The 26,650-nt window shown below is 62.4% G+C and carries 23 protein-coding genes; 12 read left to right on the top strand and 11 right to left on the bottom strand.

Annotation, left to right across the window (positions count from 1 at the left end; genetic code table 11):
• Positions 1-41: 41 nt before the first annotated feature.
• Together BLW80_RS11150 and BLW80_RS11145 are read left to right on the top strand one after the other, a co-directional pair.
• Positions 42-2,324, top strand: coding sequence for a TonB-dependent receptor (locus tag BLW80_RS11150; RefSeq protein ID WP_093757944.1), 2,283 nt, complete (start codon positions 42-44; stop codon positions 2,322-2,324).
• A gap of 2 nt (positions 2,325-2,326) precedes the next feature.
• The gene (locus BLW80_RS11145) at positions 2,327-3,775 is read left to right on the top strand and encodes a PepSY-associated transmembrane domain-containing protein (protein WP_093757943.1); all 1,449 of its coding nucleotides are present in this window, start codon (positions 2,327-2,329) and stop codon (positions 3,773-3,775) included.
• A 60-nt stretch (positions 3,776-3,835) separates the two neighbouring features.
• Here the strand turns inward: BLW80_RS11145 and BLW80_RS11140 are convergent, their stop codons facing one another.
• Positions 3,836-5,254 carry a TAXI family TRAP transporter solute-binding subunit gene (locus tag BLW80_RS11140; protein WP_093757942.1) on the bottom strand — a complete coding sequence of 473 codons (1,419 nt, stop codon included), beginning with the start codon at positions 5,252-5,254 and terminating at the stop codon, positions 3,836-3,838.
• A gap of 200 nt (positions 5,255-5,454) precedes the next feature.
• Here BLW80_RS11140 and BLW80_RS11135 point away from each other — a divergent pair, with 200 nt between their 5' ends.
• Positions 5,455-5,778 (top strand): 4a-hydroxytetrahydrobiopterin dehydratase, encoded by a 324-nt coding sequence (locus BLW80_RS11135; protein WP_256461208.1) that lies wholly within the window; start codon positions 5,455-5,457, stop codon positions 5,776-5,778.
• Between the two features lie 81 nt (positions 5,779-5,859).
• On the top strand, positions 5,860-6,243 hold the full coding sequence (locus BLW80_RS11130) for a YkvA family protein (RefSeq protein ID WP_093757941.1): 384 nt from the start codon (positions 5,860-5,862) through the stop codon (positions 6,241-6,243).
• 21 nt (positions 6,244-6,264) lie between these two features.
• On the opposite strand, the gene BLW80_RS11125 is transcribed toward BLW80_RS11130, so the two are convergent.
• Positions 6,265-7,239 (bottom strand): NADPH:quinone oxidoreductase family protein, encoded by a 975-nt coding sequence (locus BLW80_RS11125; RefSeq protein WP_093757940.1) that lies wholly within the window; start codon positions 7,237-7,239, stop codon positions 6,265-6,267.
• A gap of 119 nt (positions 7,240-7,358) precedes the next feature.
• Between BLW80_RS11125 and BLW80_RS11120 the strand changes: the two genes are divergently transcribed.
• From BLW80_RS11120 to BLW80_RS11090, 7 genes are all read left to right on the top strand, one after another.
• Positions 7,359-8,198, top strand: a complete 840-nt coding sequence (locus BLW80_RS11120; RefSeq protein ID WP_093757939.1) for an SDR family oxidoreductase — start codon at positions 7,359-7,361, stop codon at positions 8,196-8,198.
• 202 nt (positions 8,199-8,400) lie between these two features.
• A complete protein-coding gene (locus BLW80_RS11115; protein ID WP_170849636.1) occupies positions 8,401-9,018 on the top strand; it encodes an invasion associated locus B family protein in 618 nt (205 codons plus the stop codon).
• A 203-nt stretch (positions 9,019-9,221) separates the two neighbouring features.
• Positions 9,222-10,400, top strand: a complete 1,179-nt coding sequence (gene rlmN / locus BLW80_RS11110; RefSeq protein ID WP_089266898.1) for a dual-specificity RNA methyltransferase RlmN — start codon at positions 9,222-9,224, stop codon at positions 10,398-10,400.
• 2 nt (positions 10,401-10,402) lie between these two features.
• Positions 10,403-10,879 carry a hypothetical protein gene (locus tag BLW80_RS11105; protein WP_093757938.1) on the top strand — a complete coding sequence of 159 codons (477 nt, stop codon included), beginning with the start codon at positions 10,403-10,405 and terminating at the stop codon, positions 10,877-10,879.
• 45 nt (positions 10,880-10,924) lie between these two features.
• A complete protein-coding gene (locus BLW80_RS11100; RefSeq protein WP_093757937.1) occupies positions 10,925-11,725 on the top strand; it encodes a phosphatase PAP2 family protein in 801 nt (266 codons plus the stop codon).
• Positions 11,726-11,809: 84 nt separating this feature from the next.
• The gene (argG, locus tag BLW80_RS11095) at positions 11,810-13,147 is read left to right on the top strand and encodes an argininosuccinate synthase (RefSeq protein WP_093757936.1); all 1,338 of its coding nucleotides are present in this window, start codon (positions 11,810-11,812) and stop codon (positions 13,145-13,147) included.
• 118 nt (positions 13,148-13,265) lie between these two features.
• Positions 13,266-15,020 (top strand): alkaline phosphatase, encoded by a 1,755-nt coding sequence (locus BLW80_RS11090; protein ID WP_093757935.1) that lies wholly within the window; start codon positions 13,266-13,268, stop codon positions 15,018-15,020.
• A gap of 262 nt (positions 15,021-15,282) precedes the next feature.
• On the opposite strand, the gene BLW80_RS11085 is transcribed toward BLW80_RS11090, so the two are convergent.
• The 3 genes from BLW80_RS11085 to BLW80_RS11075 form a co-directional block, all read right to left on the bottom strand.
• On the bottom strand, positions 15,283-17,307 hold the full coding sequence (locus BLW80_RS11085) for an OmpA family protein (protein WP_093757934.1): 2,025 nt from the start codon (positions 17,305-17,307) through the stop codon (positions 15,283-15,285).
• Positions 17,308-17,506: 199 nt separating this feature from the next.
• Positions 17,507-17,746, bottom strand: coding sequence for a hypothetical protein (locus BLW80_RS11080; RefSeq protein ID WP_089266509.1), 240 nt, complete (start codon positions 17,744-17,746; stop codon positions 17,507-17,509).
• Positions 17,747-18,232, bottom strand: a complete 486-nt coding sequence (locus BLW80_RS11075; protein ID WP_093758221.1) for a pyridoxamine 5'-phosphate oxidase family protein — start codon at positions 18,230-18,232, stop codon at positions 17,747-17,749. It abuts the gene before it with no gap.
• Positions 18,233-18,278: 46 nt separating this feature from the next.
• Here BLW80_RS11075 and BLW80_RS11070 point away from each other — a divergent pair, with 46 nt between their 5' ends.
• On the top strand, positions 18,279-18,767 hold the full coding sequence (locus BLW80_RS11070; protein WP_349633096.1) for an MAPEG family protein: 489 nt from the start codon (positions 18,279-18,281) through the stop codon (positions 18,765-18,767).
• A gap of 37 nt (positions 18,768-18,804) precedes the next feature.
• On the opposite strand, the gene BLW80_RS11065 is transcribed toward BLW80_RS11070, so the two are convergent.
• The 6 genes from BLW80_RS11065 to BLW80_RS11040 all read right to left on the bottom strand — a co-directional run bounded on the left by BLW80_RS11065 (position 18,805) and on the right by BLW80_RS11040 (position 26,648).
• Positions 18,805-20,775, bottom strand: coding sequence for an ABC transporter ATP-binding protein/permease (locus tag BLW80_RS11065; protein WP_093757932.1), 1,971 nt, complete (start codon positions 20,773-20,775; stop codon positions 18,805-18,807).
• A gap of 50 nt (positions 20,776-20,825) precedes the next feature.
• The gene (locus tag BLW80_RS11060) at positions 20,826-22,955 is read right to left on the bottom strand and encodes a hybrid sensor histidine kinase/response regulator family protein (protein WP_093757931.1); all 2,130 of its coding nucleotides are present in this window, start codon (positions 22,953-22,955) and stop codon (positions 20,826-20,828) included.
• A 99-nt stretch (positions 22,956-23,054) separates the two neighbouring features.
• Positions 23,055-23,828, bottom strand: a complete 774-nt coding sequence (locus BLW80_RS11055) for an ABC transporter permease (RefSeq protein ID WP_093757930.1) — start codon at positions 23,826-23,828, stop codon at positions 23,055-23,057.
• A complete protein-coding gene (locus BLW80_RS11050; RefSeq protein ID WP_089266501.1) occupies positions 23,825-24,613 on the bottom strand; it encodes an ABC transporter ATP-binding protein in 789 nt (262 codons plus the stop codon). The genes BLW80_RS11055 and BLW80_RS11050 overlap by 4 nt, the downstream gene beginning before the upstream one ends.
• Before the next feature lie 30 nt (positions 24,614-24,643).
• Positions 24,644-25,660, bottom strand: a complete 1,017-nt coding sequence (locus tag BLW80_RS11045) for an ABC transporter substrate-binding protein (protein WP_231078540.1) — start codon at positions 25,658-25,660, stop codon at positions 24,644-24,646.
• 205 nt (positions 25,661-25,865) lie between these two features.
• Complete coding sequence (locus BLW80_RS11040) at positions 25,866-26,648, bottom strand: succinate dehydrogenase iron-sulfur subunit (RefSeq protein WP_068737894.1); 783 nt, start codon at positions 26,646-26,648, stop codon at positions 25,866-25,868.
• Positions 26,649-26,650 lie beyond the last annotated feature (2 nt).

The following is a 26,650-nucleotide window of genomic DNA, read 5'->3' as shown; positions in this document are numbered from 1 at the left end:
TTGGTTTGCGGTGACGTGCCACGTAACCGCGAGTCCTGTTCATGACCTCCGTTTCTCCCGTCGCATTGAAGCGACATACTCCCTTTCTTTATTCTGTTGCTCTCTCCTGCTTTTTGTGTCCGAGCGAAAGCTGGTCGCAAACCTCACAGTCGAGCCAGACGCTCGATCCTGTTGTTGTTCAGCCGTCAGCGACGCCTCAGCGCGCACGCCGCGCCACGAACGGCAATGCATCGCGCGCTGCGCGCTCGCGGCAGCAGCGCAATGTCGCCGCCAATACCGGCGCACCGGTCGCCACGCCGACAGGCGCTGTCTTCGCAGCGCCGACGCTCAACCTCACAGGCACTACATCCACCGGCAGCCGCCTCGGCCTCACGCGCCTGCAGACGCCGGCCAGCGTCGAGGTCATCTCGGCGGAAACCATGGCCGAGCGCGGCCAACAGAACGTCGTCGATGCCGTCACGCAGAATGCCACCGGCATCACCGCCATCGGAGATCCCGGCAATGGCGGCGTCGCCTACAGCACCCGCGGCTTCTCCGGCACGGATTCGGTGAAGATACTGCTCGATGGCACGCGGCTCTATGTCGGCGCGGGCACCGTGAACTTTCCGTTCGACACCTGGTCCACCGAGCGTATCGAGGTGCTGCGCGGTCCGGCCTCCGTGATGTTCGGCGAAGGCGCGGTCGGCGGCGCGATCAACATCATCTCGAAGATGCCATCATGGATTCCGCGCAATCAGGCCGAGATATCGCTCGACAGCAACATGGAACGCCGCATCGCCGTGGACAGCGGCGGCCCGATCAACAAGGACGTCGCCTATCGCATCACCGCCACCGGCAACATGTCGGACGGCTGGGTCGACCGCGGCAACAGCTCGAACATAGCGCTGCATGCTGCCGTGCAGGTCAAGCAGACCGAAGACGTGGTCTGGACGATCTCGACCGACTACGGCGATCGCCAGCCGATGCGCTATTTCGGCACGCCGTTGATCAACGGCCAGTTCGATCCGGCGCTGCGCTTCAAGAACTACAATGTAGGCGACAGCACCATCCGCTGGCAGGATAGCTGGAATCAGGTGAAGACCGAGTGGCAAGTGGCCGACGGCATCTCGATCCGCAACACGTTGTACTATCTGTACAGCAAGCGGCACTGGAAAGAGCTCGAAAATTATGCGTTCAATCCGGCCACCGGCCTGATCGATCGCAGCACCTATCTGGAAATCTTCCACGACCAGCAACAGATCGGCGACCGCTTCGACGCCACGTTCAAGGGCCATGTACTCGGGATGGCCAACGAATTCGTCGCTGGCTTCGACGTCAACCGCATCGACTTCAAGCGCTCGACCAACTCGCCCTATGGTGGATCGTCGTCGGTCGACGCCATCAATTTCAATCCTGGCCTGTACTTCAGTCCCGATCCGCTTACGTCGGACTTCTCCAGCGTGACCAACCAGTACGCGGTGTTCGCCGAGAACCGGTTGTCGGTCACCGAGCAACTGTCCTTGATCGCCGGCGTTCGCCAGGACCAACCGACCGTCGAGCGGACCGACGTTCGCAATGCCGCCAACAGCTACAGCCGGGACTATTCTTCGACCAGTTGGCGCGCCGGTGTGGTCTACACACCGATCAAGGATCTGGCCTTTTACGGCCAGTATTCGGTCGCAGCCGATCCTGTGGGCGGCCTAATCACGGCGAGCAACGCCAACGCCAAATTCGATCTGGCCACCGGCAAACAGGTGGAGATCGGCGTCAAGCAGTCGTTCTGGGGCGGCCGTGGCGAGTGGACGCTGGCGGGCTATCAGATCGTCAAGAACAACCTGCTGACGCCGGACCGAACCGACCCGACACTGACACGGGTCGTGCAGGTGGGCCAGCAGTCTTCGCGTGGCATCGAAGCCTCGATCGGCGTCTCGCTCGATTATGGCTGGCGCGTCGACGCCAACACCGCGTTCGTGCGCGCGAAATATGACGATTTCATCCAGAACGTGGGTGGCATCGCTGTGAACTACGCCGGCAATGTGCCGTTCAACGTGCCGCAGAACGTCACCAACGTCTGGGCAACCTGGGCCTTTGCGGCGAACTGGTCGGCCAATGCCGGCTTCCAGATCGTCGGCAAAACGTATGCAGACAATGCAAACACGCTGGAGATGCCGAGCTACACACTGGTCAATGCGGGCCTGCAGTGGAAGCCGGACGTCAACACCACGGTGTCACTGCGCGTCTACAACCTGTTCGACAAGATCTATGCGACGTCGAGCTACAGCGACAATCAGTGGATGCTCGGCATGCCGCGCACGGCTCAGCTCGCCGTCAATGTGAAGTTCTGAGCTTGTCGCGCAAGCTGACACGCACACTCCGGCGGTGGCTGTATATCGGCCACCGCTGGATCGGTATCGTCACCTGTCTCTTCTTCGCGATGTGGTTCATCTCGGGCGTGGTGATGATGTATGTCGCGTTTCCCGGCCTCTCCGACAAGGAGCGACTGGCAGCATTGCCCGACATCGTCTGGGAGAAAGTGGCGCTCTCTCCCGACGAGGCGATGAAGGCTGCCGGTGCCACGCGCTATCCGCGCGAATTGCGATTGAACATGGTTGCCGACGAGCCGGTGTATCGGTTGACCGGCTGGGACGGCAAACGACAGGCGATCTCCGCCGTCGATGGCCGTACCATCACCGAGGTCAACGAACAGCAGGCACTTGCCGTTGCCGGGCATCATCCCGCCAGCAAGTCGCCTCAGCTCGACGAGATCGTCGATCGCGATCAATGGAGTGTCACCGCACGCTACGATCCGCTACGCCCATTTTATCTGATCACCCTCGGCGACGACGCCGGCACAAAACTCTACGTCTCCTCGCGCTCCGGCGAGATCGCGCTCGATACCAACCGCACCGAACGCGTCTGGAACTGGCTCGGCTCGATCCCGCACTGGATCTATCCGACCTTGCTGCGCAAGGACGGTCCGCTGTGGCGGCTCGTCGTATTGTGGATCTCCGGCATCTGCCTGATCGTTGGCGTCACCGGAATCTGGATCGGCATTCTGCGCGTGCGCCTTAAGCGGCGTTATGCGAGCGGTAATATCACGCCCTATCGCGGCTGGATGGCGTGGCATCACGTCACCGGACTGATCGCCGGGCTGTTCGTGCTGACCTGGATGTTCTCGGGCTGGCTATCGCTCGATCCCGGCCGCGTTTTTGCCGACCGCAATACGCCACGTGAGGTATTGCAGCGCTATGCCGGTCACGACGCGCCTGATATCGCTGCGGCCATTCGCGCACCGGCGGACAAGGCCGCGGTCGAAGCGCGCTTCGTATGGATCGACGGCATGCCGCTGATGATCGTCGCGAAGCGCGACGGCACAAGGACGGTGATCGATCCGACAAGCGGCGAAATTGCAAGATTGCCGCAAGACCGGCTCTGGAATGCCGCGGCAAAGCTGCTTCCGGATTCGCGGATCGAAAACCGGCCAAGCCTCAGAGAATACGACGCTTATTGGTACGCGCATCACAATGACCGCGAATTGCCTGTGCTCCGCGCGATATTCGACGACGACGCGCAAACCTGGTTTCACATCAGCCCGGTCACCGGCGACATCCTCGGCCGCGTCGACTCAAGCCGGCGCACCTATCGCTGGCTGTTCAACGCGCTGCACAGTTTCGATTTTCAGTTGCTGCTGATGTATCGCCCGGCCTGGGACATCGTGGTGTGGCTGCTGTCGATTCTCGGCACCATCGTCTCGGCGAGCGGCATCGTGATCGGCTGGCGCTATCTCAAGCGCTAAAGCGTTTTCGAGCGAAGTGGTCCCGGTTCGCGTGAAGAAAACGCGTCAAAACGAAAGACTCTAGACCGCCAGCGGCCGCGGCGACTGACGCAATTGCTCCGGCGGATTCATCGGCTCCGGCGGGATCATGCCGATCAGCGCCTTGCGGTCGGCGACGGCGTTGTGGAATTGTTCGAGCGCAATGTTGAAGGCTGTCAGCGTGCCTTCCTCGATGGCGCCGTGCTCGTAGCAATTCAGCGTATGACGCAGAATGTCGTCGGCCTCCGCCTGCATCGTATCGAGCTCTTCGAGGGACTCGCTCTTGCGCGCGGCGGCAATCATGTCGAGCAGACGATCGCGCTCCGACACATTCACGTTGCGCTCGTCCTTCTTGAGATAGCTCGCGAACCAGGCGCCGATCGAGCCCATCGCCGAGAGCCCCATCAGGCTCCACCAGATGTAGTCGCTGTAGCGATCGAGGAAGGTCTTTTCTTCGCCATCCACATAGGCGGCCGCGCCGGGATGCACGGGGATCACCGCATCCTTATCGGTATCCGGCGTCTCGATCTTCGCCGCCAGCGGGAAGTCGTTGATGATCTGCTGACGGATCGCAAACAGCTGCCGCGTGAAGGCGGCGATGGTCACATCCGACAGGCTCTGCCGTGCCACGATGTGATGCGAGAAGCTGATGGTCTTGACATCATCGTCCGGCCGCGCGGGCGCGCCGCCGAATGCGCCTGCAGGAATTTCCGATGATTCATACATCGGGAAATTCTGCGCGATGGCTTCGGCGGAATCGATCGCGAGGAAAGTCGGCGTGCCATCGCGGCTCGAAGCCTGGATCGCATCATTGGTGATCTTGCTGTTCACGGGACCGGCCGCAATGAACGCATCGACCTTCTGGTCCTTCACCGCCTCGGCCACCTCGGTGGTCGAGAACTGCACGATGGTGACCTTGGCAGGATCGACGCCGTATTGCCGCAGGATGATGTTCAGCAGGTTGACGTTGGCCTGCGTCTTGCCGATCACACCGACGCGGCGGCCGGCGAGCTGCGAGAATTTGGTGATCTTCGGCCCGGACTTCTTGCCCTTGGCGGCCGGCGGCACCCAGATCACAGCGACGTTCTTGCGCAGCGTGGCGACCGCGCGCGCATTCTTCGGCACTTCCAGATCGCCGCGGATGATCGCGAGATCGGCCTTGCCATCAGCAAGCGCCTTGGCGCTGGCAGTGGCACCTTCGGTGAGGATCGGTCGCAAACGAACTGTATAGTGATCGCGCGAGAACGACTGCACCAGCGCCTGCACAACCTTCACGTCATCGCTGTTCGGCGGACCGACGGCGATCCGCAGCGGCACCGGCTTCATGGCGAAGTAGTAAGCGCCTGCCACGGCTGCGACGATCGCCAACGTCCCGGCCAGCGTGATCAGCGTCATCTTGCGCCGGATCGACCGCGGCGACGGCGGCCCTATCGGCCCGATAACATCGGGACCGTCTGCCATGGATCTGGAAAACAATCGCTTCAAATTCATCTGCGCCAAATGGGTTCGAGCGACAATGTAGCAAAGTTTCGGGTCGACGCGCCGTTCCACCGGCAGCATGGTTACCGACGGGCTTGGTTACTTTCCTGCATGCGCGGCATTTGCTGCCTTATTGTGGCATGGATCCCAACTGTGTCACCGGGCGTTAGAGTAAAGTTCAAGTGAAGCAGGAGGTTGGCATGGTGGAACGACTCTCGGCCGAGGCCCGCAAGGCGGCGCTCAAGGAGCTCTCGGGCTGGAGCGAGGTTTCCGGGCGCGATGCCATCGCGCGGACCTTTACGTTCAAGGATTTCAACGAGGCCTTCGGTTTCATGGCGCGGGTCGCTCTGGTCGCCGAGAAGAGCGACCACCATCCGGAATGGCGCAATGTTTACAAGACAGTGGAGGTAGTACTGTCCACCCACGACGCCGATGGCGTCACCAAGCGCGACGTCGATCTGGCCAGGGCCATGAATACCATCGCCGGGCAACTCGGTCACTCCTGAGCGCTGCTGAATGTTGCGACGCCGGAGCCGGATCACCATTTACCGGAAAGGCTGCAAACTGCAGCGGTGAGGACATTGCCGATGGCAACCGACCACAGCGTGGGCTTCGAGCCAGCCGATGAACTGGCCAAAGACCGCGAAAGCGTACGCAAGCAGTTCTGGCGCAAGCTCAAGCGACTGGCGGTCAAGCTGCCTTTCGCCGAAGACTTGCTGGCGGCTTACTACTGCGCCTTCGACCGGCAGACACCGCGCCATGTCCAGGCGGCGCTGCTCGGCGCCATCGCCTATTTCGTGCTGCCCTTCGATTTCGTGCCGGACATGCTGCCCGTTCTGGGATTCACTGATGATGCCGCGGTGCTGGCCACCGCCTTGCGCATGGTGGCGAGCCACATCAACGCGGACCACCGCGAAGCCGCCAGAGCGGCCATCGCACGTGGATTGGCGAAGGGTGAAACGGACGCGTAATCCGCGTCCGCCTCATTCAGTTTATGGATGAAGGATCACTTTGCCCATGGCCTGACGGCCTGCCAGTACCTTCAACGCATCGGCTGTCTTGGCCAACGGGAAAGTCCTGTCGACATGGGATGAGATCTTCCCTTCGGCGGTCCACTTCACCAGCTTTTCCAGATTGGCGCGGTTCTTCTCCGGATTCTGCCGTACCCATGCACCCCAGAACACGCCGCGGATGTCGCAGCCTTTCAGCAGCGCGAGATTGAGCGGCATTTTCGGAATGTCGCCGGCAGCGAAGCCGATCACCAGGAAGCGGCCCTCCCAGGCGATGGCACGCAGCGATGCTTCGGCATATTTGCCGCCCACCGGATCGAAGATGATGTCGACACCCTTGCCGTCCGTCAGCTTCTTCAGACCTTCCTTCAAATCTTCGGTCGCGTAGTTCAGGCCGATATCCGCGCCGTGCTTCTTGGCGAATTCCAGCTTCTCGTCCGACGACGCGCAGGCGATGACCTTGAGGCCGAGCAGCTTGCCGAGTTCGCAGGCCGCGAGCCCAGTGCCGCCCGCGGCGCCGAGCACGGCCAGCGTCTCGCCGGGCTTCGGGCTGGCGCGGTCTTCCAGCGCATGCAGCGCCGTGCCGTAAGTGATGATCACGCCGGCAGCGCGATCGAAATCGAGATTGTCGGGAATCTTCACGGCGGATGCCGCAGGCACCGCGATCTTTTCACGGGCGCCATTGTGGCCCACAGATGCGACCACACGGTCACCAACCTTGAGGCCGGTCACGCCGCTGCCGATGCTCTCGATCACACCAGCGACTTCCGCAGCCGGCGAGAACGGGAACGGCGGCTTGATCTGGTATTTGCCCTGGATCATCAGGATGTCGAAGAAATTCAGCGCCGCCGCCTTGATGGCGATAACGACCTGACCGTCACCGGCAACGGGATCATCGATATCGGCGAGAACGAGATCATCGGGTTCGCAAAATTGCGAGCAGAGAATGGCTTTCATCTGATCATCTGACCTTCGGCTTGAGACAGTTGAAGGGAGTCATGCCGGATTTGACGGCGCGCTACAATCTGATTCGAGAAAAGGTAATTCCGCCACGCGGCCAACCGAGGAACCGTCCCATGTTCGAAACAACGCTGCTCGCCAACAAGCGCATTCTGATCACCGGCGGCGGTTCCGGCCTCGGTGCGTCCATGAGTCGCCGCTTTGCGGAGCTGGGTGCCGAGCTCATCATCTGCGGTCGCCGACTTGAACAGCTCGAACAAACTGCAGCACAACTGCGTACCGATCTCAGCGCCAAGGTCAGCACCTTCACCTGCGACATTCGTGACGCAGCGGCGGTCGAGGCGATGATGGAGACAATCTGGCGCGACGGGCCACTCGACGTCCTCGTCAACAATGCCGCGGCCACCTTCATCGCACAGAGCGAGCACCTCTCTGCCCGCGCCGCCGATGCGATCCTCGCACCGACGCTGCACGGCGCCATGTATTGCACCCTTGAAGCCGGACGGCGCTGGATCACAGGACACCACAAGGGCGTCGTGCTGAGCATCCTCTCGACATCCACGATCACCGGGCGCGCCTTCACGGTGCCATCGGCGATGGCCAAATCTGGAATCCTTGCAATGACGAAGTCGCTCGCGGTGGAGTGGGGACCCAGAGGCATCCGCACCGTCGCGATCGCGCCCGGCCCGTTCCCCACCACCGGCGCGACCGGGCAGCTGCGGCCCGAGGGACGCGACAGCGGCCCTGCGGCGCAGAACCCGCTCGGCCGCGTCGGCGAACACAGCGAGCTCGCAAATCTCGCAAGCTTCCTGATTTCCGATCAGGCCGGCTATATCAATGGCGAGATGGTGGTGCAGGATGGGGGCGCACACCTGCGCGCATCTGGCGCAGAGGATCTGCTGCAGTGGAGCGATGCGCAGTGGGCAGCGCAGCGTGCGGCGCGTGCAAAAAACTGAGCAGAAAACTGAGGATGACTCCTGCGCCGTCAGCGCGCAGCAAGGCAAGGACTGCTATCCTTGCGGGAGTCGCGTCTGCCTTTTCAAGAAAGCGATTTGCGGATATGGCAGACATCGTGACGTCAGCGATTCCAGATCGTCTTGGTAAAGCCGTCTTGTTGCGAGCCATCTTCCAGTCACAATGATAGAGGATCGAGACTTGATGTCCGTGCGGCGATTCCTGACAGTTGTGTCGATGAGTGTAGCGATGGTCGGTATCTCCGATCTTGCGCAGGCGCAGAGCGCTGCATCGAAGGGCAAGGCCGCCGCACCGAAGGCAGCGCCCACACCGGCAAAGCCAGCAGCCGCGGCGCCTGCTGCAGCGGGTGGCGCCGAGCCCACGCTGGTCGGACAGTTCGGCTCGTGGGGCGCCTACACCGCGACACCGAACGGCAAGAAAGTCTGCTTTGCTCTGGCCAAGCCGGCGTCGTCAAAGACCAATCCGGCGAACCGCCCGCGCGATCCCGCTTACGCCTTCGTCTCGACCCGCCCGGCCGAGAAGGTGACCAACGAAGTCTCGATCATGATCGGCTATCAGTTGAAGCCGGGCTCCGAGTCCACGCTGGAAGTCGGCGGAGCGCGCTATGCGATGTATACGCAGGGCGACGGGCTCTGGATCAAGAATGCCGCCGAAGAAGAGCGCATGGTGGAAGCCCTGCGCAAGGCGGCCGACGTGACCGTGAAGGGCGTCTCCGCCAAGGGCACCGAGACCACCGACACGTTTTCGCTGAAGGGCCTGGCCCAGGCGCTGGACCGGCTGGCGCAGGATTGCCGGCGGTAATTGCCGCCAAACACCGGCTAAATCCTTGTCGCCGTTAATATTGCCGCATTTCGCGCCTTTTCATTCGGGCGCGAAAAGCTTATTTGAGGTCGGCCTGTTTAAGGCCTGATTTCCCGCGACATCATAGATCGAACGCCATGACCCCCGTTTCAGCCGAGGCCGGCTCCGCCATCGACGCTTCCCGCGCATTGCCCGCGGGCGAGATGCCGCTGGAGAAGATCGCCACCGAGACCTATGTGCCGCTGGCCAAGCCGTCCCTGATCGGCCTGTCGCGCACGGAAATCGCGGAAAAGCTCGGTTCCATCGGCGTGGCGCCGGCCCAGCGCAAGATGCGGACGCAACAGATCTGGCACTGGATGTATGTCCGGGGCGTCCAGACCTTCGCCGAAATGTCCAGTATTTCCAAAGGCATGCGCGAAGACCTCGAGAAGCATTTCACGGTGGCACGGCCCGAGGTCGTGGTCGAGCAGATCTCCAATGACGGCACCCGGAAATGGCTGCTGCGGCTGCCTTCAGGTACCGCCGGCGAGAAGGCCCACGAGGTCGAGTGCGTCTATATCCCCGAAACCGACCGCGGCACGCTCTGCGTCTCGTCGCAGGTCGGCTGCACCCTGAACTGCTCGTTCTGCCACACCGGTACCCAGCGGCTGGTGCGCAACCTGACGGCCGGCGAAATCGTCGGCCAGATCATGGTTGCCCGCGACCGCCTCAACGACTGGGCCGACAGGGAAACGCCAGACGGCAACCGCCGCGTCACCAATATCGTGATGATGGGCATGGGCGAGCCGCTCTACAATTTCGATGCGGTGCGCGACGCGCTGCTGATCGTGTCGGACAATGAAGGTATCGGCATTTCGCGACGGCGTATCACTTTGTCGACCTCCGGCGTGGTGCCGAACATCAAGCGCACCGGCGACGAGATCGGCGTCATGCTGGCGATCTCGCTGCATGCAGTACGCGATGAGCTGCGCAACGAGCTGGTGCCGCTCAACAAGAAATATCCCCTCGAACAGCTGATGCAGGCCTGCCGCGATTATCCCGGCGCGTCCAACGCACGGCGCATCACTTTCGAATATGTGATGCTGAAAGGCGTCAACGACTCGCTCGAGGACGCCAAGCTGCTGGTCAAGATGCTCAAGGGCATCCATGCCAAGATCAATCTGATCCCGTTCAATCCGTGGCCCGGCACGCGCTACGAATGTTCCGACTGGGACCAGATCGAGAAGTTCTCCGAATATATCTTCAATGCCGGCTATTCCTCGCCGGTACGCACGCCGCGCGGCCGCGACATTCTCGCTGCCTGCGGCCAGTTGAAGTCGGAGACCGAGAAACTGTCGGCGCGTGAGCGTCAGGCTTTGCGCGCGATGGCGATGACGGACTGACGATGGCGCTGATCGGCCGCCTGTTCGTCATCTTTCTCGGCTTCTGCGCCGCCTGTCTCGTCGGCGGCGCGATCGTGGTGTTCTCGATCCTGTTTCCGGAGCTCTCCGCGCTCGATACCGGCGTCATCGATCCTAACACGATCAACGTCCTGCTGGGCTTCGGCTTCATCTTCATCAGCGGCTTCGCGCTGCTTCCGGCGATGCTCGTCGTCCTTATTACCGAGGCTTTCTATATTCGCAGCGTCATCATCTATGCGCTCGGCGGCGCGGCGGTCGGGCTCGCCTGCTATCTCGGCCTGATCCCCTACGACCCTGCCACGATGAGTTTCGACGGCATCGTCCGCCGCCATCTCGAAGTCATGACCGGCGCGGGCATCATCGCGGGGCTGATCTACTGGGTGATCGCCGGCCGCAACGCCGGCGCATGGCGGCAGCCACGGCGCACGCCACCGCAGCCCGATGTCGCGGCCGGCCCCTAGTGCACTGCCTTTCCTTCAACTCCTGCCTCGGTTAAACCGCCCGCCATGAACCGGACCGGACTCCTCATCGCGCTTGGGCTGTTTGCCGCCATTGCCATTATCTTCGGAGTCTGGCCCGAACTCGACCTCAAGCTCGCGGCACTGTTCTACGACCCCGAGACGAGGCGTTTCCCGACAACGTCGCTGCCCTATGCGCAGCTCGCCCGCGATGCGGCGATGTGGATCGCATGGGCCTTTGTCGCGCCCTCGATCCTCGCGCTGATCGTGAAGCTGATCTGGCCGAACCGGCCACTGCTGGTGAAGGGCCGCACCATGGCCTTCCTGATCCTCACCATGCTGATGTCGGCCGGGGTCCTGACCAATCTGACCTTCAAGACCTTCTGGGGCCGGCCGCGGCCGGTGATGGTGACGGAATTCAACGGGCCCTGGCAGTTCAAGGCGTGGTGGGATCCGACCGGCCAATGCGGCCGCAACTGCTCGTTCTTCTCGGGTGAGGGCGCCACGGCGTTCTGGACCTATGCTCCGGCCGCGCTCGCGCCGCCCTCGGTGCGGCCCTACGCCTATGTGGCAGCGACGGTGTTCGGAATCGCCACCTCGGGCTGGCGGATGGCTTTCGGCGGCCATTTCTTTACCGACGTGACCATCGCCGGCCTCGTGTCGTTCTTGGTTATCTGGTTGATTCACGGATGGATTTACCGCTGGCCCTCGACCCGGATGACGGATGAGGACATCGATCGCTGGCTGACCAGGATCGCCTGGCCCGGCTATCGCTGGCGGCTGCGCATGATCGGGCGGCAGCCAAAGCCGTCTTTCGTCAACCGGATCACCGAGCAGCACCACGATTGAGCGGCCTCAAGCGGATGCCGCGTTGACGCGCTTTGCCCGGCCGGGCTATCGCTGGCCGCAGAAATTGCCCCGATTGGACGTTCCATGACCACGATCTTGAAGAGCCTGCCCAAGGGCAAAAACGTCGGCATAGCTTTCTCCGGCGGCCTCGACACGTCAGCGGCGCTGCTCTGGATGAAGCAGAAGGGCGCCAAGGTCTTCGCCTACACCGCCAATCTCGGCCAGCCTGACGAAGCCGACTACGACGAGATTCCGCGCAAGGCGATGGAGTTCGGCGCCGAGAAGGCGCGCCTCGTCGATTGCCGCGCCCAGCTCGTCCATGAAGGCATAGCCGCGATTCAAGCCGGTGCCTTCCATGTCTCGACCGGCGGCATCGCCTATTTCAACACCACGCCGCTCGGGCGCGCCGTCACCGGCACGATGCTGGTCTCGGCCATGAAGGAAGACGGCGTCAATATCTGGGGCGATGGCTCGACCTATAAGGGCAACGATATCGAGCGGTTCTACCGCTACGGCCTGCTGACCAATCCGGACCTGAAGATCTACAAGCCCTGGCTCGACGATCAATTCATCGACGAACTGGGCGGCCGCGCCGAAATGTCGGCCTTCATGACCGCCCACGGCTTCGCCTACAAGATGTCAGCCGAAAAGGCCTATTCGACCGACAGCAATCTGCTCGGCGCCACCCATGAGGCCAAGGATCTCGAACAGCTCGACAGCGGCATCAAGATCGTCAACCCGATCATGGGCGTGCCGTTCTGGCGCGACGATTGCGCCGTCAAGGCCGAGAAGGTCGTGGTGCGGTTTGTGGATGGCCAGCCCGTTGCGCTGAACGGCCAGATCTTCACCGATCCTGTCGCGCTGTTCCTCGAGGCCAATGTCATCGGCGGCCGCCATGGCCTCGGCATGAGTGACCAGATCGAGAACCGCATCATCGAGGCGAAGAGCCGCGGCATCTATGAAGCACCCGGCATGGCGCTGCTCCACATCGCCTATGAGCGCCTCGTGACCGGTATCCACAACGAAGACACCATCGAGCAATACCGCATCAGCGGCATGCGGCTCGGGCGGCTGCTTTATCAGGGACGCTGGTTCGATTCCCAGGCCTTGATGCTGCGCGAGACGGCGCAGCGCTGGGTCGCGCGTGCGATCACCGGCGAAGTGACGCTCGAACTGCGCCGCGGCAATGACTACTCGATCCTGAACACCCAGAGCCCCAACCTGACCTACGCGCCGGAGCGGCTGAGCATGGAGAAGGTCGAGGATGCGCCGTTTACCCCCGCAGACCGGATTGGCCAGCTCACCATGCGCAACCTCGACATCACCGATACCCGCGCCAAGCTGGATCTCTATTCGAAGACGGGCCTGTTGAGCACCGGCGAAGGCTCGAACATTCCAAAGCTCGACAACGATAAGAACTGAGGGCGCGGCGGAGACGCTCGAACTATAAGATCAAACGGCCGGATGTCGTCGTCACGTCATCCGGCCGTTATATTGGAAGGACATCGCCTCACGCAGGCTCTCGCTCGGGACGTCCACCATGAGAAACACGTCGTTGCTGGCCGCGTTTGCGGCTTTTTTCATGAGCGCGCCAATCTGCGCGCAGACGATCTATCCGCTCGACCGCGCTGATATCCTTGCGGGCGCGAAATTCGACTTCAAGGTCGAGTTTCCCGAACTTATTCAGGCCGCCGACATCAAGGTGACGATCAACGGCGCCGACCAGACTGCGGCGTTCGGCAAGACCGCGGACTACATCGCGAAGGAAGACGGCAAGGATCAGTCCGCGCTGCTGCTGCGCGACGTAACGCTCGACAAAGCCGGGACTTACAAGATCGAAGTCAGCGACGGCGTGCGCAGCCGCGCGGTGATGTGGAACGTCTACGACACCGGCCCGCGCAAGGCGAAGAACGTGATCCTGTTTATCGGTGACGGTATGTCGCTGGCGCACCGCGTCGGCGCCAGAATTCTTTCGAAGGGCATCACCGAAGGCAAGAGCCGCGGCAAGCTCGCGATGGACGACATGCCGCATATGGCGATGGTAGCAACGGCGGGCTCCGACTCCATCATCACCGACTCCGCCAATTCGGCCAGCGCTTATGCCACCGGCCACAAGACCGCAACCAATGCGATGGGCGTCTATGCGGATCGCACCGCGAATGTGTTCGACGATCCGCAGGTCGAAACCATCACCAGCCTCGCGAAGCGCAAGCTCGATCTGGCGATCGGCATTGTCACCAATACCGAGGTCGAGGACGCGACACCCGCCGCGATGATCGCGCATACCCGCCGCCGCGCGGCCTATGACGAGATCGTTGCGCAGTTCCTTGCGGCCAGGCCGGACGTATTGATGGGCGGCGGCGCAGCGAATTTCCTGCCGCAGGCGGCCGCGACATCGAAGCGCAAGGATGACGTCGACTATGTCGCACGCTTCCGCGATGCCGGTTATTCGGTGGCGACCACGGCGCCCGAACTGAACGGCCTCGCCAAGAAGTCGGAGACGCGCAAGCTGCTTGGACTTTTTACGCCTGGCAATATGGACGGCGTGCTGGACCGCAAGTTTCTCGGCGGCGGCGGCGTGAAGAAATTTCCGCAGCAGCCTGATTTGACCGAGCAGGTGCATGGCGCGCTCAAGATCCTGTCGCGTAACGACAACGGCTTCTTCCTGATGGTCGAGTCCGGCTTGATCGACAAATACGCCCACCTGCTCGACATGGACCGCGCCGTCTATGACGTCATCATGCTCGACAATGCCGTGCAGCTCGCCCGCGACTGGGCAGCCAAGCGTGGCGACGACACGCTCATCCTCGTCGTCTCCGACCACAGCCATCCCAACAGCCTGGTCGGCACCGTCAATGACGACATGAGCAAGGAGTCAAACCTGCCGCTGCGCGAACGGCTTGGCGTCTATGAGAAGGCCGGCTTCCCGAACTATCCCGCACCGGATGCCGAAGGCTATCCATCGCGCATCGATGTCAGCCGGCGGCTCGCGATCATGTCGGCCAGCCTGCCCGACCACTATGAGACGCTGCGGCCGAAGCTCGACAACCCCAACGATCCGACCGAGAAGGGCGACGAGCCCGGTACCTTCAAGGCCAACGAGAAATACAAGAATGCGCCGGGCAGTATGCTGCGGCTCGGCAACCTGCCGGCAATGATGGGCGCCAGCGTGCATTCCGGCGAGGACGTAATCCTCACCGCCACCGGCCCCGGCAGCGACCGTGTGAAGGGTTCGATGGACAATACGGAAGTGTTTCGCGTGATGGCGGATGCGTTGGGATTGGCGGCGAAGTAGTAGCGTCTTTCCCTCCCTCAAGCGGCTCAGCCGCGCAATGGGGAGGGTGGCGCGATGCGAGCGTCCAGCGAGTATCGTGACGGGTGGGTTGGCGCAGCACACGGCGCTCTCAATTGCGGAGACACCCCATCCCGGCCTATCGGCCGCCCCTCCCCACTGCGCGGCTATGCCGCTTGAGGGAGGGAAGCCATTGGCAGCAGCGTACTATAAAAACAAAAATGGCCGGAATCGCTCCCGGCCATTTTCTTTCATATCAAACCGCTCAGCGACGCGGCGGCGCGGTACCTGGAGGCGGCGGGGGTAGCGACGCCTGACCGCCGTTCAACAGCGGCGTGATGTTGCGGATCGTGACGCGGCGGTTCTGGCGCTCCGGACCGTCGGTCTGGATCTTCAGATACTGCTCGCCATAACCCTGCGACGTCAGGTTTTCCGCCGGCACCTGGAATTGCTGGGTGAGCAATTCAGCCGCCGACTGGGCGCGGCGATCCGAAAGCGACAGATTGTCGACGTCGGAGCCGACCGCATCGGTGTGACCCTCGATCAGGAACACCGCTCGTGGATTGCGCGAGATCGCCCGGTTGAGACCATCTGCAATCACTTGCAGCTTCGAGGCCTGATCCGGCGGGATATCCCACGAGCCTAGCTCGAAGTTGATCGAGTCCAGATCGATCGACGGCATGCGCTGGCGCACCATCGGGCTGTAGCGGATTTCATCGAGCGTATAGCGGCGCTCGATGCGATCCACCGGAGGCGCGATCAGCGTATCGTAGACAAGATCGGGCGAGGCCTGATCGTAGTCGACGATGTAACGGTTCTGCGGAATCCGGATCATCGGCGGCGGCAGATCGACATAGAAGCCGAGACCACCCGGACCGCCGGGGCCACGCGGACCGCGGAACGAGTTATCGATGATGATGATCTCGCGTCCCTCACGGTCCCTGCGGATACGTCGCAGCAGCTGACCGTCGCGGCCGACCACCGTGATGATCTGCGAACCGTCGGGACGAATCACGATGGTCCGGTCCTCACCGCCGACCCGGTCCGTACGGATGTCACGCGCGCCGTAGCGGAAGCGATCGACCTCGTTGTGGCGGATGAACGACTGACCGCTCGGATCCTGCACGATGATGCGTCCAGGCTCGGTGATGATCGTGCGACCGCCTTCCTGGCGCTCGCTGCGCTGGCCGCGGAAATCGCCCATGTTGCGCGGCCCCTGGGGGGCAGCGCCCGGTGCGATCGGCGTCAGCGCTACTGCGGGCGGCGGCGCTTGAGGGATCGGTGCCGTCACGGTCGGTGCGGGCGGCTGCACGACCTTGATATTGCCGCCACCGGGGGCGACCACGAGAGGTGCAGCAGTGCTCGCGGGCGGCGCAGCGGCGGGCGCCGTAGCGTTCGGCGTGACACCGGGCGCAGCAGCGTTGGGCGGCGTACCGGGTGCACCGGGCGCGCCTGCGCCCGGACCACCAGGAGGACCACGGCGGCCATCCGAACCTCGTCCGTCAGGACCACGGCCATCAGGGCCACCGGGGCGACCAGACGGAGGCGCACCCGCAGCAGGCGGTGTGCCCGGCGCAGCCGGAGCTGCCGACGGCGCCGGTGCTGCTGCAGGAGGCGTTGCCGCAGGGGGAGTCGCAGTCGCTGGCGGCGTCGCCGGTGTTGGAGCCGGTGTCGGCGCAGCAGCAGGTGCCGGACGCGCGGCAGGCGGTGTTGCCGGCGCCGCGGCTGGTGGCGTTGCAGGCGCGGGACGTGCGCCGGCCGGCGGCGTTGCACCGGGTTCACGGCGCTCAGGACGTCCTTCGCCGGGCTCGCGACGTTCGGGACGCGCAGCGGGCGGCGTTGGCGCTGACGGAGCTACAGGCGCAGCGGTGGGCGCTGGAGGTGCGGCGCGCGGGGCCGGAGGCGCGACGGGAGCCGGCGGCGGAGCTGGGCGCGGCGGCGGAGCGGCCGCAGGTGGTGGGGGTGGCGGCGGTGTCGGGCGCGGAGGTGCGGCCGCAGGCGGCGGCGCAGCAGGGGGTGCCGGAGGCGCGGGACGCGCAGCAGGAGGAGCCGGCGGTGGTGGCGGCGGCGCAGGGCGTGCGGCTGGCGGCGCAGCGGCGGGAGGCGCAGCAGCTGGCGGAGCCTTGGGTGGTGCCTTCGGGGGAGCCTTGGGCTCACCTTCAGGCGCAGCAGGTGCGGCCTGCGCGAGCACGATCGGCGCATCGACACTCGACGCATAAGCAGCGGTCGCTGCGATATGCGCAACGCCGAGCGTCGTCGTGGCCAGCAATACGAGACGAAGTTTTGTCATGATAGACCTTGGGCCCCCGGATAAGGATCTTCAACAAACTGATTTTTTGTCGGCCGAACAAATCGGCACATTGATCAACTGATATGCATTGGGCCGGAATGTGGCGACAGGCAAATGCAAATTCGTTTTTATTTTCGACACGACAATGGCCCAAACGCGCTTTGTTCATTGCGCGTTCAGGCCATCGATCTGTAGTTCACTACATCACTGCAGGCGGCTGCTGACCCGGATTGATATCAGGATTTGGCACCGGCATCTCATCAGGCACATCTCCAGGTAACTCTTCGGGTCGCGACGGCTCACCGGGATCGCGCACCGGCGGCGGTACCTCGGGCCGCGGATTGCCTGGCGGGCTCTCCTGCGGCGGTTCGGAGGGTTGACCGGGCTTGATCGGCGGATCCTCGACGGGATCGATGCCGGGTGAATCGTCTTTAGGCATCTAGATTGCGACCTTACGGTTGGTGCCGATGTCCGGACGCGTACCAGTCACAGCCGCAGCGGCCATCTTCACATAGCTGATCACAGTGCCCGGCGAGTCCCAGAACTCGGCGTCGTCAGGCGTGAACTTCAGCACACTAATATTCGGATCTTCCGCGCTGTCCCACCACGCTTTTGCGGAGGTGGTGAACAGCTCCTTGATCTTGGCGCGATCGTTCGAGACGGCAGCAGTGCCGCTCACCGAGACATATTTCTGATCGCTCGCATCTGCGAAAGAGAGATTCACGTTCGGATTGCGCTTGATCTCATCATCCTTGTGTCTACGCGCATCGCTGAGGAAGTAGACCGCATCGGCTTCGCGATCCACATAGGCAGCCATCGGGCGCGCTCGCAGCTTGTCGCCATCATGCGTCACCAGCATGGCGAAGCCGATCTTCTTCATCAATTCCCAGGCACGTTCGATATCACGGGTATTGTCATTGGCCATCATCTGTCTCCCTTGGGGTTGAACTAACAACGGCGCGATCGATGCGATGTTCCGCGACAACGGGCCGGATGAAGGCGGGTTTGACAGCGGAACAGGAACCGCCCATCAAGACGCAGTTTGGCCATACTATTTGACCTGGGGGATTTCGATGCCGTTCGCCTATTGGAGCATTCTGATTGCTGCACTGCTGCCGCTGATCATTATTGGTTATGCCAAAGCGGGATCGCGCGATAACAGCGCGCCGCGCGACAGCGCCGAGAACCTCTCAGGTGCCAAACGCCGCGCCTATGCTGCGCACCAGAATGCCTTCGAGAGCTTTCCGTTCTACGCTGTCTCGGTCATCGCCGCGCTGAACTTTGGCGCATCGGCGACGACCGTGAGCGTGTTGGCCGTGCTCTATCTCGCGTTTCGGATTGCGCACGCGCTGCTGTACATCGCGGATAAATCGTCGCTGCGCTCAGCCGCCTATGCCGGCGGGCTCTTCGCCAATATTGCGATCTTCCTGTCGCCGGCGCTGAAGATCAACTTCTTCTAAGTCGAAACACGCAGCAAGCACCTCATAGCGCCTGGTGTCATGCCGCGCTCCTGGCCGGCTTGCGCTGGCGCAGGAAGCGGCCGAGCAGACGGCGCTTACCCTTGCGCGGGATGAGATCGATGTCGCTGACCAGCTTGGCGCCGCCCTTGCGGCGCTCCAGCACGATCTTGCGGCTGTGGAAGGCTTCAAGCTCGACGCGATGCGCGACAGATACCACCGTGGCGTTGGGCAGCTCCTTGGTGAGCAGCTCCATCATCTTGTCCTGGCTCTTCGCGTCCAGCGCCGAGGTCGCTTCGTCCAGCACAATGATATCAGGGCGGTGCAAAAAGAGCCGTGCGAAAGCGAGACGTTGCTTCTCGCCGCCGGACAGTGTCTGGTCCCACGGCGCATCCTCCTCGATCTTCTCCTTGAGATGGCCGAGCCCGACCTTGTCGAGGGCCTCGCCGATCTGCTCGACGGTCCAGTCTTCCGACGCCGCGGGATAGGCGGCTGCGCGGCGCAAGGTGCCTGACGGCACATAGGGCTTCTGTGGCAACATGAAGAGCCTCCGGTCCGGATGGAAATTGACGCTACCGCCGCCCCATGGCCACAGGCCCGCAATGGCACGCACCAGCGTGCTTTTGCCGGTGCCGGACTCGCCCGCGACAAGCAGACGTTCGCCAGGCTCGATCTTCACTTCGGTATCGCCGACGACGGCAGTGCCGTCGTCGAGCGTCACGGAGAGATCATGCAGGCTCAGCATCGTCTCATCCGTCGTTTCGCCGCGCTTGATACGACCGATACCGTCGCCGAGTTCAGCGCGTTCGAGGCCGTCCAGCGACATCATCAGCGAGGCGATGCGGCGCGCGCAGGCGTTCCAGTCGGCAAGGCGCGGATAGTTGTCGACCAGCCAGCCGAATGCGCTTTGCACGATGGTGAAGGCAGACGCCGCCTGCATCACCTGACCGAGTGACATGCTGCCGTCGAGAAACTTCGGCGCGCACAGCAACAGCGGTACGACGGGCGCGATCAGGCTCGAGCCCTGCGACACCAACGTGGTACGCATATGCTGTCCGGCGAGACGTGCCCATTGCCTGAGGACATTGCCGAAGGTCTTGTCGATGCCGTCGCGCTCTTCTTCCTCGCCGCCGAGCAGCGCGATGCTCTCGCCGTTCTCGCGCACGCGCGTCAGCGCATAGCGATACTCGGCCTCGGCTTGGTTCTTGTCTTCGGAGATCTGCACGAAACGCCGGCCGATCACCATGATCGAGCCGGACGCAATGGCCGCATAGATGATCGCGGCAATGACAAGGAAGCCGGGAATGGTGATGAGACTGCCGCCCACAGTCAGCGTCAGCGCGCCGCCGATGGTCCACAGCACGACGATGAAGGTGGTGGCGGAGAGAAATGCCGCGATGACGCCAGAGACGAAGTCGACGGGCGAATCGGTCGCGATGCGCAGATCCTCGGCGATCCGATATTCGGGATTCTGGTGATCGCCGCCGACAAGATTGAGCTGATAATAGCGGCCGCTGGTGAGCCAGCGCGACACCACAGAATTGGTCAGCCATGCGCGCCAGCGACGCTGGATACCCATGCGGCCATAGACCTGCGCGACACCCAGCAACACGCTGCCGATGGCGAGCGGAAAGAACACGCCAGTGAGATGAAACACGCTGGCCGCATCGCGTTTCTCGATGGCGTCGAAGATCGCGCGGTTCCAGACATTGATGCCGTATTGAAACGCCACATTGGCGACGATGAGCAGCAGCAGCCCGACCGAGAACATCCAAGCGAGTCTGTCGCCCGACTTGCCCCAGAAGCCGCTCGCGCTGATCCAGAACCGCGTCAGTAGATAATCCTTGCGCACCTGCTCGGCCTCTTCCGGCGTAAGGTCCGGATCGGGTTCGACCACTTCAGGCGGCGGCGGCTCGATATGCTTACCGGCCTCATCGACGACCCCGACAATCGGCCCCTTCGCGTCGGATGCGGGTGCGGGTTTGACTTCGTTAACGGAATGTTTGCTCATGGCGCGATAACGCCAAGGAAATCAAAAGGTTCCCGAGGGTTCCCGGCGACTCAGACGGCTTCGCGCTGAGCCTTGCGCCAGGTGCCGGCCTTCGTGAGCACCCGCGACAATTGCTCGATCGAATAGGGCTTATGCAGCAGCTCGAACCCGAAGGTACCGTTCTGCGCAAGCACGTGACTGTAGCCGGAGGTCAGCACCACCGGCAGATCCGGATAGAGTTTTCGAATCTCCTGCGCCAGTTCGATGCCGGTCATTCCAGGCATCACGACATCGGAGAACACGACGTCATAGTGCGTGGCATGACGGGCGAGTTCGACGAGCGCTTCCTGAGCGTTCGGCCGCAACACCGTGGTGTAGCCAAGCTCGCTCAGCGCATCGGTCGCAAAAGTCCCGACGTCGCGATTGTCCTCCACCACCAGCACCGACATGCCGTGGCCATCGACGACGGGTGCTTCGCTCGCCGACAGCGCCGGCGCGATGCTGTCGCCGGAGACGCGCGGCAGATAAAGCGTGAAAGTGCTGCCCTTGCCGACTTCGCTGGCGACCACGACCTCACCGCCGGATTGTTTGGCAAAGCCGAACACCTGCGAAAGTCCGAGGCCTGTGCCCTGCCCGACTTCCTTGGTCGTATAGAATGGCTCGAAGATGTGCTCGAACTGATCGGCAGGAATACCGCTGCCAGTGTCGGATACTGAGATCGCCACATAGCCGTCAGACCTCAGGGCAAGCGCAACAGGGACTTGCTCTGCCGCGCTGACGGCGATCGTCAGCCGCCCCTCGCCCGCCATGGCATCGCGCGCGTTAACCGCGATGTTGATCAACGCGGTTTCGAACTGGCCGATATCGGCATCCACAAACAACGCCTCATCGGGCACATGCGTCCTAATTTCGATGGGCGCCCCCGTCAGCGTGCCGATAATCTCGCTCACCGAATGCACGCATTGGCCGACGTCGAATACTTCAGGTTTCAGCGTCTGGCGCCGCGCAAAGGCCAGCAATTGCGCTGTCAGCTTGGCGGCGCGATTCACTGTTTCGGAGATCGCTGCAATGTAGCGGGCACGACGATCCGGCGAGAGATCGGGCCGTTGCAGCAAGTCGACTGACGAGCGGATCACGGTCAGCAAATTGTTGAAGTCATGCGCGACGCCGCCAGTCAACTGGCCGAGTGCTTCGAGCCGCTGGCCATGTTTCAGCGCTTCTTCGGCCTCACGCCGTTTCATCGCTTCGAAATTAAGCCGGCGGGTGCGACGGATCGCGAATGCCAGCAACAGGAACAGCAATGCCGTCGCAGGAACGCCGAAGATCAGATGATAGCTGATGGTGCGCAGCCAGCGCGCACGGATCGCTGACGTCTCAAGACCTGCCGCGACATAGACCGGATAGCCGGCGAGCTGCTGATAGCCGATACGGCGCTCGACATTGTCGCCGGGCGAGACAAGCGTGACCAGTCCTCCAGCAGGATGGGCCGACAGGGTGCGCCCCACCGGCCCCTTGGGATCGAGACGCACCTCACGATCGAGCTGCGGATATCGTGCCAGTATCGAACCATCGGTGAGACCAAGCGCAAAGAAGCTCCCGGCATCGTGGCCGATGCGCGCATAGAAACGATCGAAATATTCCGGAAAGACAGAGGCCTGCACCACACCAGTGAAGCTGCCATCGGCCGAGACCCGCCTGCGGCTCACACCAAAGAACGCCGCGCCCTGATAGGGCGGGCGCGGCAACAATGATTGACCGATAAACGTGCCGGCATCACCTGCGATATGGACCCTGTAGTAATCGCGATCAGAGAAATCGAGATCCGGCAGCGTCAGATCCAGACTGTTGACCAGCGCCCGGCCTTTATTGTCGAACACCCAGACCGACTTCAACTGCGGCAGCGCATCGGTGAGCTGCTTCAGCCGGCCCGCCATCCGGTCCGATTGCGCACGCAGCTCGTCGTCGGATTTACCGCGTACGATCTCGTTCATTTCCGACAGGCTGCGGTCGATCGTCTCGAACACCTTTAAAGCGTGTTCGTGCGCCACATCGAGCGCGCGCTCGATCTCGCGGTCGGCGATCTCGCGCGTCGACACCCACGACGTCGCCGCCGCGAACAGAAACAGTGCAAGCGGAAGGGCCAGCGATGCAGCCATCATCCATTGCAGCGTTCTCAACGAATTTTGGTGTTCGGTCTTCACAGCACCTGCCCGACTCCCTGCAGTCTAGCGCAAGGGCGGTGTCTCACCAACCGCTCCGCGGGCGGGAACCCGCCGTAGCCGGGAGGAGGTCCTGTGGCGTTAGCCGGCCGCGCTCATTTGCGACCGGAAGGCCCATTTGGTGAAATGCTGCTCGATCCCCGCGAAGACCGCGTACATGAGCACGCCTTCAAAGGCGAGCAGCAGCAAGGCGGCGTAGACATTCGCCATACGGAAGCTGGCGCCCTCCAGCGCGATCAGGTAGCCGAGCCCGGCATTGGCGCCGAGCGTCTCCGACACGACGGTACCGACGAATGCCAGGGTGATAGCAATCTTCAGCGAGCCAAAGAAATATGGCAGCGCACGCGGAATGCCGACCTTGAGCATAATGTCGAGCTTGCCAGCGCCGAGGGCCCGCAACACGTCCTCGAGTTCCGGCTCGGTTGTCGCCAGACCCGTGGCGATATTGACCACGATCGGAAAGAACGAAATCAGGAAGGCGGTGACGATTGCCGGCACTTCGCCGATGCCGAACCACAGGATCAGCAGCGGGACAATGGCGACCTTCGGGATCGTGTTGAAGCCGATCATCACCGGATAGAGCCCGCGATAGATCGCCCGCGACCACCCCACGACGAGACCGAGAATGATGCCGAAGCCCACAGCCAGGGCAAATCCGACCATGGTCACCCAGAGCGTGACCCAGGAATGATAGAGAAACACACGCCAGAGTTTGAACATCGCCGCAAAGGCGGCCGATGGCGGCTGCAGCACCGACGTGTTAACCTTGAAGACGATGCAGGCCAGCTCCCAGACCAGGAAGATGGCAATGGTGAAGAGCCAGGGCGAAAGCTTTTCAAGAGTCCGCGGGTTCATGACTGGCGCACCTGTGCGATCTTCATGCGCAGCTCCATCACAATGTCGCCGAAATCCTTTTCATAGGTCACCTGCAGATCGCGCGGGCGCGGGAAATCCACCGGTTTGATCTGGACGATGTGACCGGGGCGCGCGCTCATGACGTAGATATTGTCGGCGAGGAACGCCGCCTCGCGCAGATCGTGCGTCACCAGAATCACCGTGAAGCCCAGTCGCTGCCAGAGATCGCGCAGCACGCACCACAGCTCCTCGCGCGTGAACGCGTCGAGGGCGGCGAAGGGCTCGTCGAGCATCAGCAGCGCCGGCTCGTGGATCAGCGAGCGGCACAGCGACACGCGCTGCTGCATGCCGCCGGACAATTCCCAGGGATAGCGGTCGCCGAAGCCGGCGAGACCGACAGTAGCCAGAAGCTGCTCGGCCTTGGCGCGGAACTCCACTTTCTTGGAACGAAACTGCGAGCGATGCGGCTCAACGATTTCGAGCGGCAGCAGGACGTTGTCGATCACCTTACGCCACGGCAGCATATTGGCGTTTTGAAACGCCATGCCGGCCATCTTGACCGGTCCCGTCACCTGTTTGCCGTCGATGGCGATAGTGCCGGCCGTTGGCTTGTGCAGGCCCGTGACGAGCCGCATCAAGGTGGACTTGCCGCAGCCGGAGGGGCCGACCACCGCGGCGAATTCGCCGCGCTGGACTTTGAGCGTCGCATCCTGAAGCGCGACAATGTCACCCGAGGCGCCACGGTATTTGAGCGTGACGCCGTCGATATCTACGAACGCTTCCATGCGCGGCGACCTGACCTTCTGTCGTGGCGCTTAGAACTTGCGTGCGTCGGCCGGGGGCAGATATTCCGACGTGAACAGATCCCCCGCCTTCGGTTTCGGATTCTTGAACTCGTAGGTCACGGCGATCTGATCGATAGCGTCCGTCATGCGCTTCTCGTCGATGCCGCCGACGCCATTGGCCTTCACCCACGGTGTCACGAAGTTGTCCTTCAGCGACATCTTGAGACGGGCGAGTTCGATCTTCTCGTCGGCGGTTTCGTTACGCTTCATCACCGACTTGATGGCCGTGTCGGGGTCCTTGATGGTGTCGATGATGCCTTTGACAGTTGCGCGCACGAAGCCAGCGACGAGTTTCGGATTGGCCTTTGCGAATTCGGGGTTCACCATGATGGCGTTGCCATAAAGCACGATGCCGTAGTCCGACATCAGCATCACCTTGATGTCCTTCTCGGCGATGCCCTTGGACATCAGGTTGAAGTAGGACGAGAACGAGAAGCCGGTGATCGCATCGACCTTGCCGTCGGCGAGCATCGGCTCGCGTACCGGGAAGCCGACATTCTCGATCTTCACCTTGCTGTCGTCGATCTTGTTCTCTTTGACGAAGGCCTTCCACTGCGCGAATGCACCGTCCGGCGCCGGCGCGCCGAGGATCTTGCCTTCGAGATCCTTGGGCGAATTGATGCCCGACTTCGCAATACTGACAATGGAGAAGGGCGGTTTGTCGTAGACCATGAGGACGCCCTTGACGTCCTTGTCCGGATTCTGGTCGCGGAAGCGCGCCAGCGAATTGATGTCGAAGAAACCGATCGGATAGGTGCCCGCCGCAACCCGCGCGATGCCGGCGACCGAGCCTGGACCGGAGTCGATGGTCACGTTGAGGCCTTCGGCCTTGTAGTAGCCTTTGTCGAGCGCAACGAAATACGGCGCGGACGGACCTTCGAATTTCCAGTCGAGCGCGAATTTGACATCGGTGTCGGCGCTCGCGGATAGCGCAGACGCCAACAGCGCTGCACCCGCCATGACGCTCAAACCCAGCTGACGAAACATGAAAAACTCCCCCTGATCAATTATCAGGCACAGGCTAGCACAGCCCGTGCCAACCTTGGCGAGTCCCCTTTTCAACGAGAAATAGCGCCGCGGCTCCGAGGGATCGGGTTCGAAGAGGCAGTATGCTTAAATCGTGAGCAAAAAGAACACCGGCCTGCTTGCGCAGACCGGTGTCCTGATCGGCAAACCCGGATCCTTTAAAACGTCAGACCTGACGCTCGACCATCTTCATCTTCAGCTCGGCGATGGCTTCAGAGGGGTTGAGACCCTTCGGGCACGCCTTGGCGCAGTTCATGATGGTGTGGCAGCGATAGAGCCGGAACGGATCTTCGAGATTGTCGAGGCGCTCGCCGGTGGCTTCGTCGCGCGAATCCTTGACCCAGCGGGTGGCCTGAAGGAGGGCAGCCGGACCGAGGAAGCGGTCGCTGTTCCACCAATAGCTTGGGCACGAGGTCGAGCAGCAGGCGCACAGGATGCATTCGTAGAGGCCGTCGAGCTTCTCGCGGTCCGAATGGCTCTGCTTCCATTCCTTCTGCGGGGTCGGCGTGGTGGTCTTCAGCCACGGCTCGATCGACGCATACTGGGCGTAGAAGTTGGTGAGATCCGGCACCAGGTCCTTCACGACGGGCTGATGCGGCAGCGGATTGACCTTGATGGCGCCGTCGTCGACTTCGTCCATCGCACGGGTGCAGGCCAAGGTGTTCTGGCCATCGATGTTCATGGCGCAGGAGCCACAGACGCCTTCGCGGCAAGAGCGGCGGAAGGTCAGCGTCGGATCGATGTTGTTCTTGATCCAGATCAGACCATCGAGAACCATCGGACCGCAGTCGTTGGTGTCGATGTGATAGGTGTCGACCGACGGGTTCTTGCCGTCATCCGGATTCCAACGATAGACGCGGAATTCGCGCGTCTGCGTGGCGCCGGCCGGCTTCGGCCATTCCTTGCCGCCGGTGATCTTGGAATTCTTCGGAAGTGCGAACTCAGCCATTC

The organism is Tardiphaga sp. OK245, from assembly GCF_900108575.1.
GTDB classification, from domain to species: Bacteria; Pseudomonadota; Alphaproteobacteria; order Rhizobiales; family Xanthobacteraceae; genus Tardiphaga; species Tardiphaga robiniae.
This window is presented reverse-complemented; position numbering and strand designations above follow the sequence as displayed.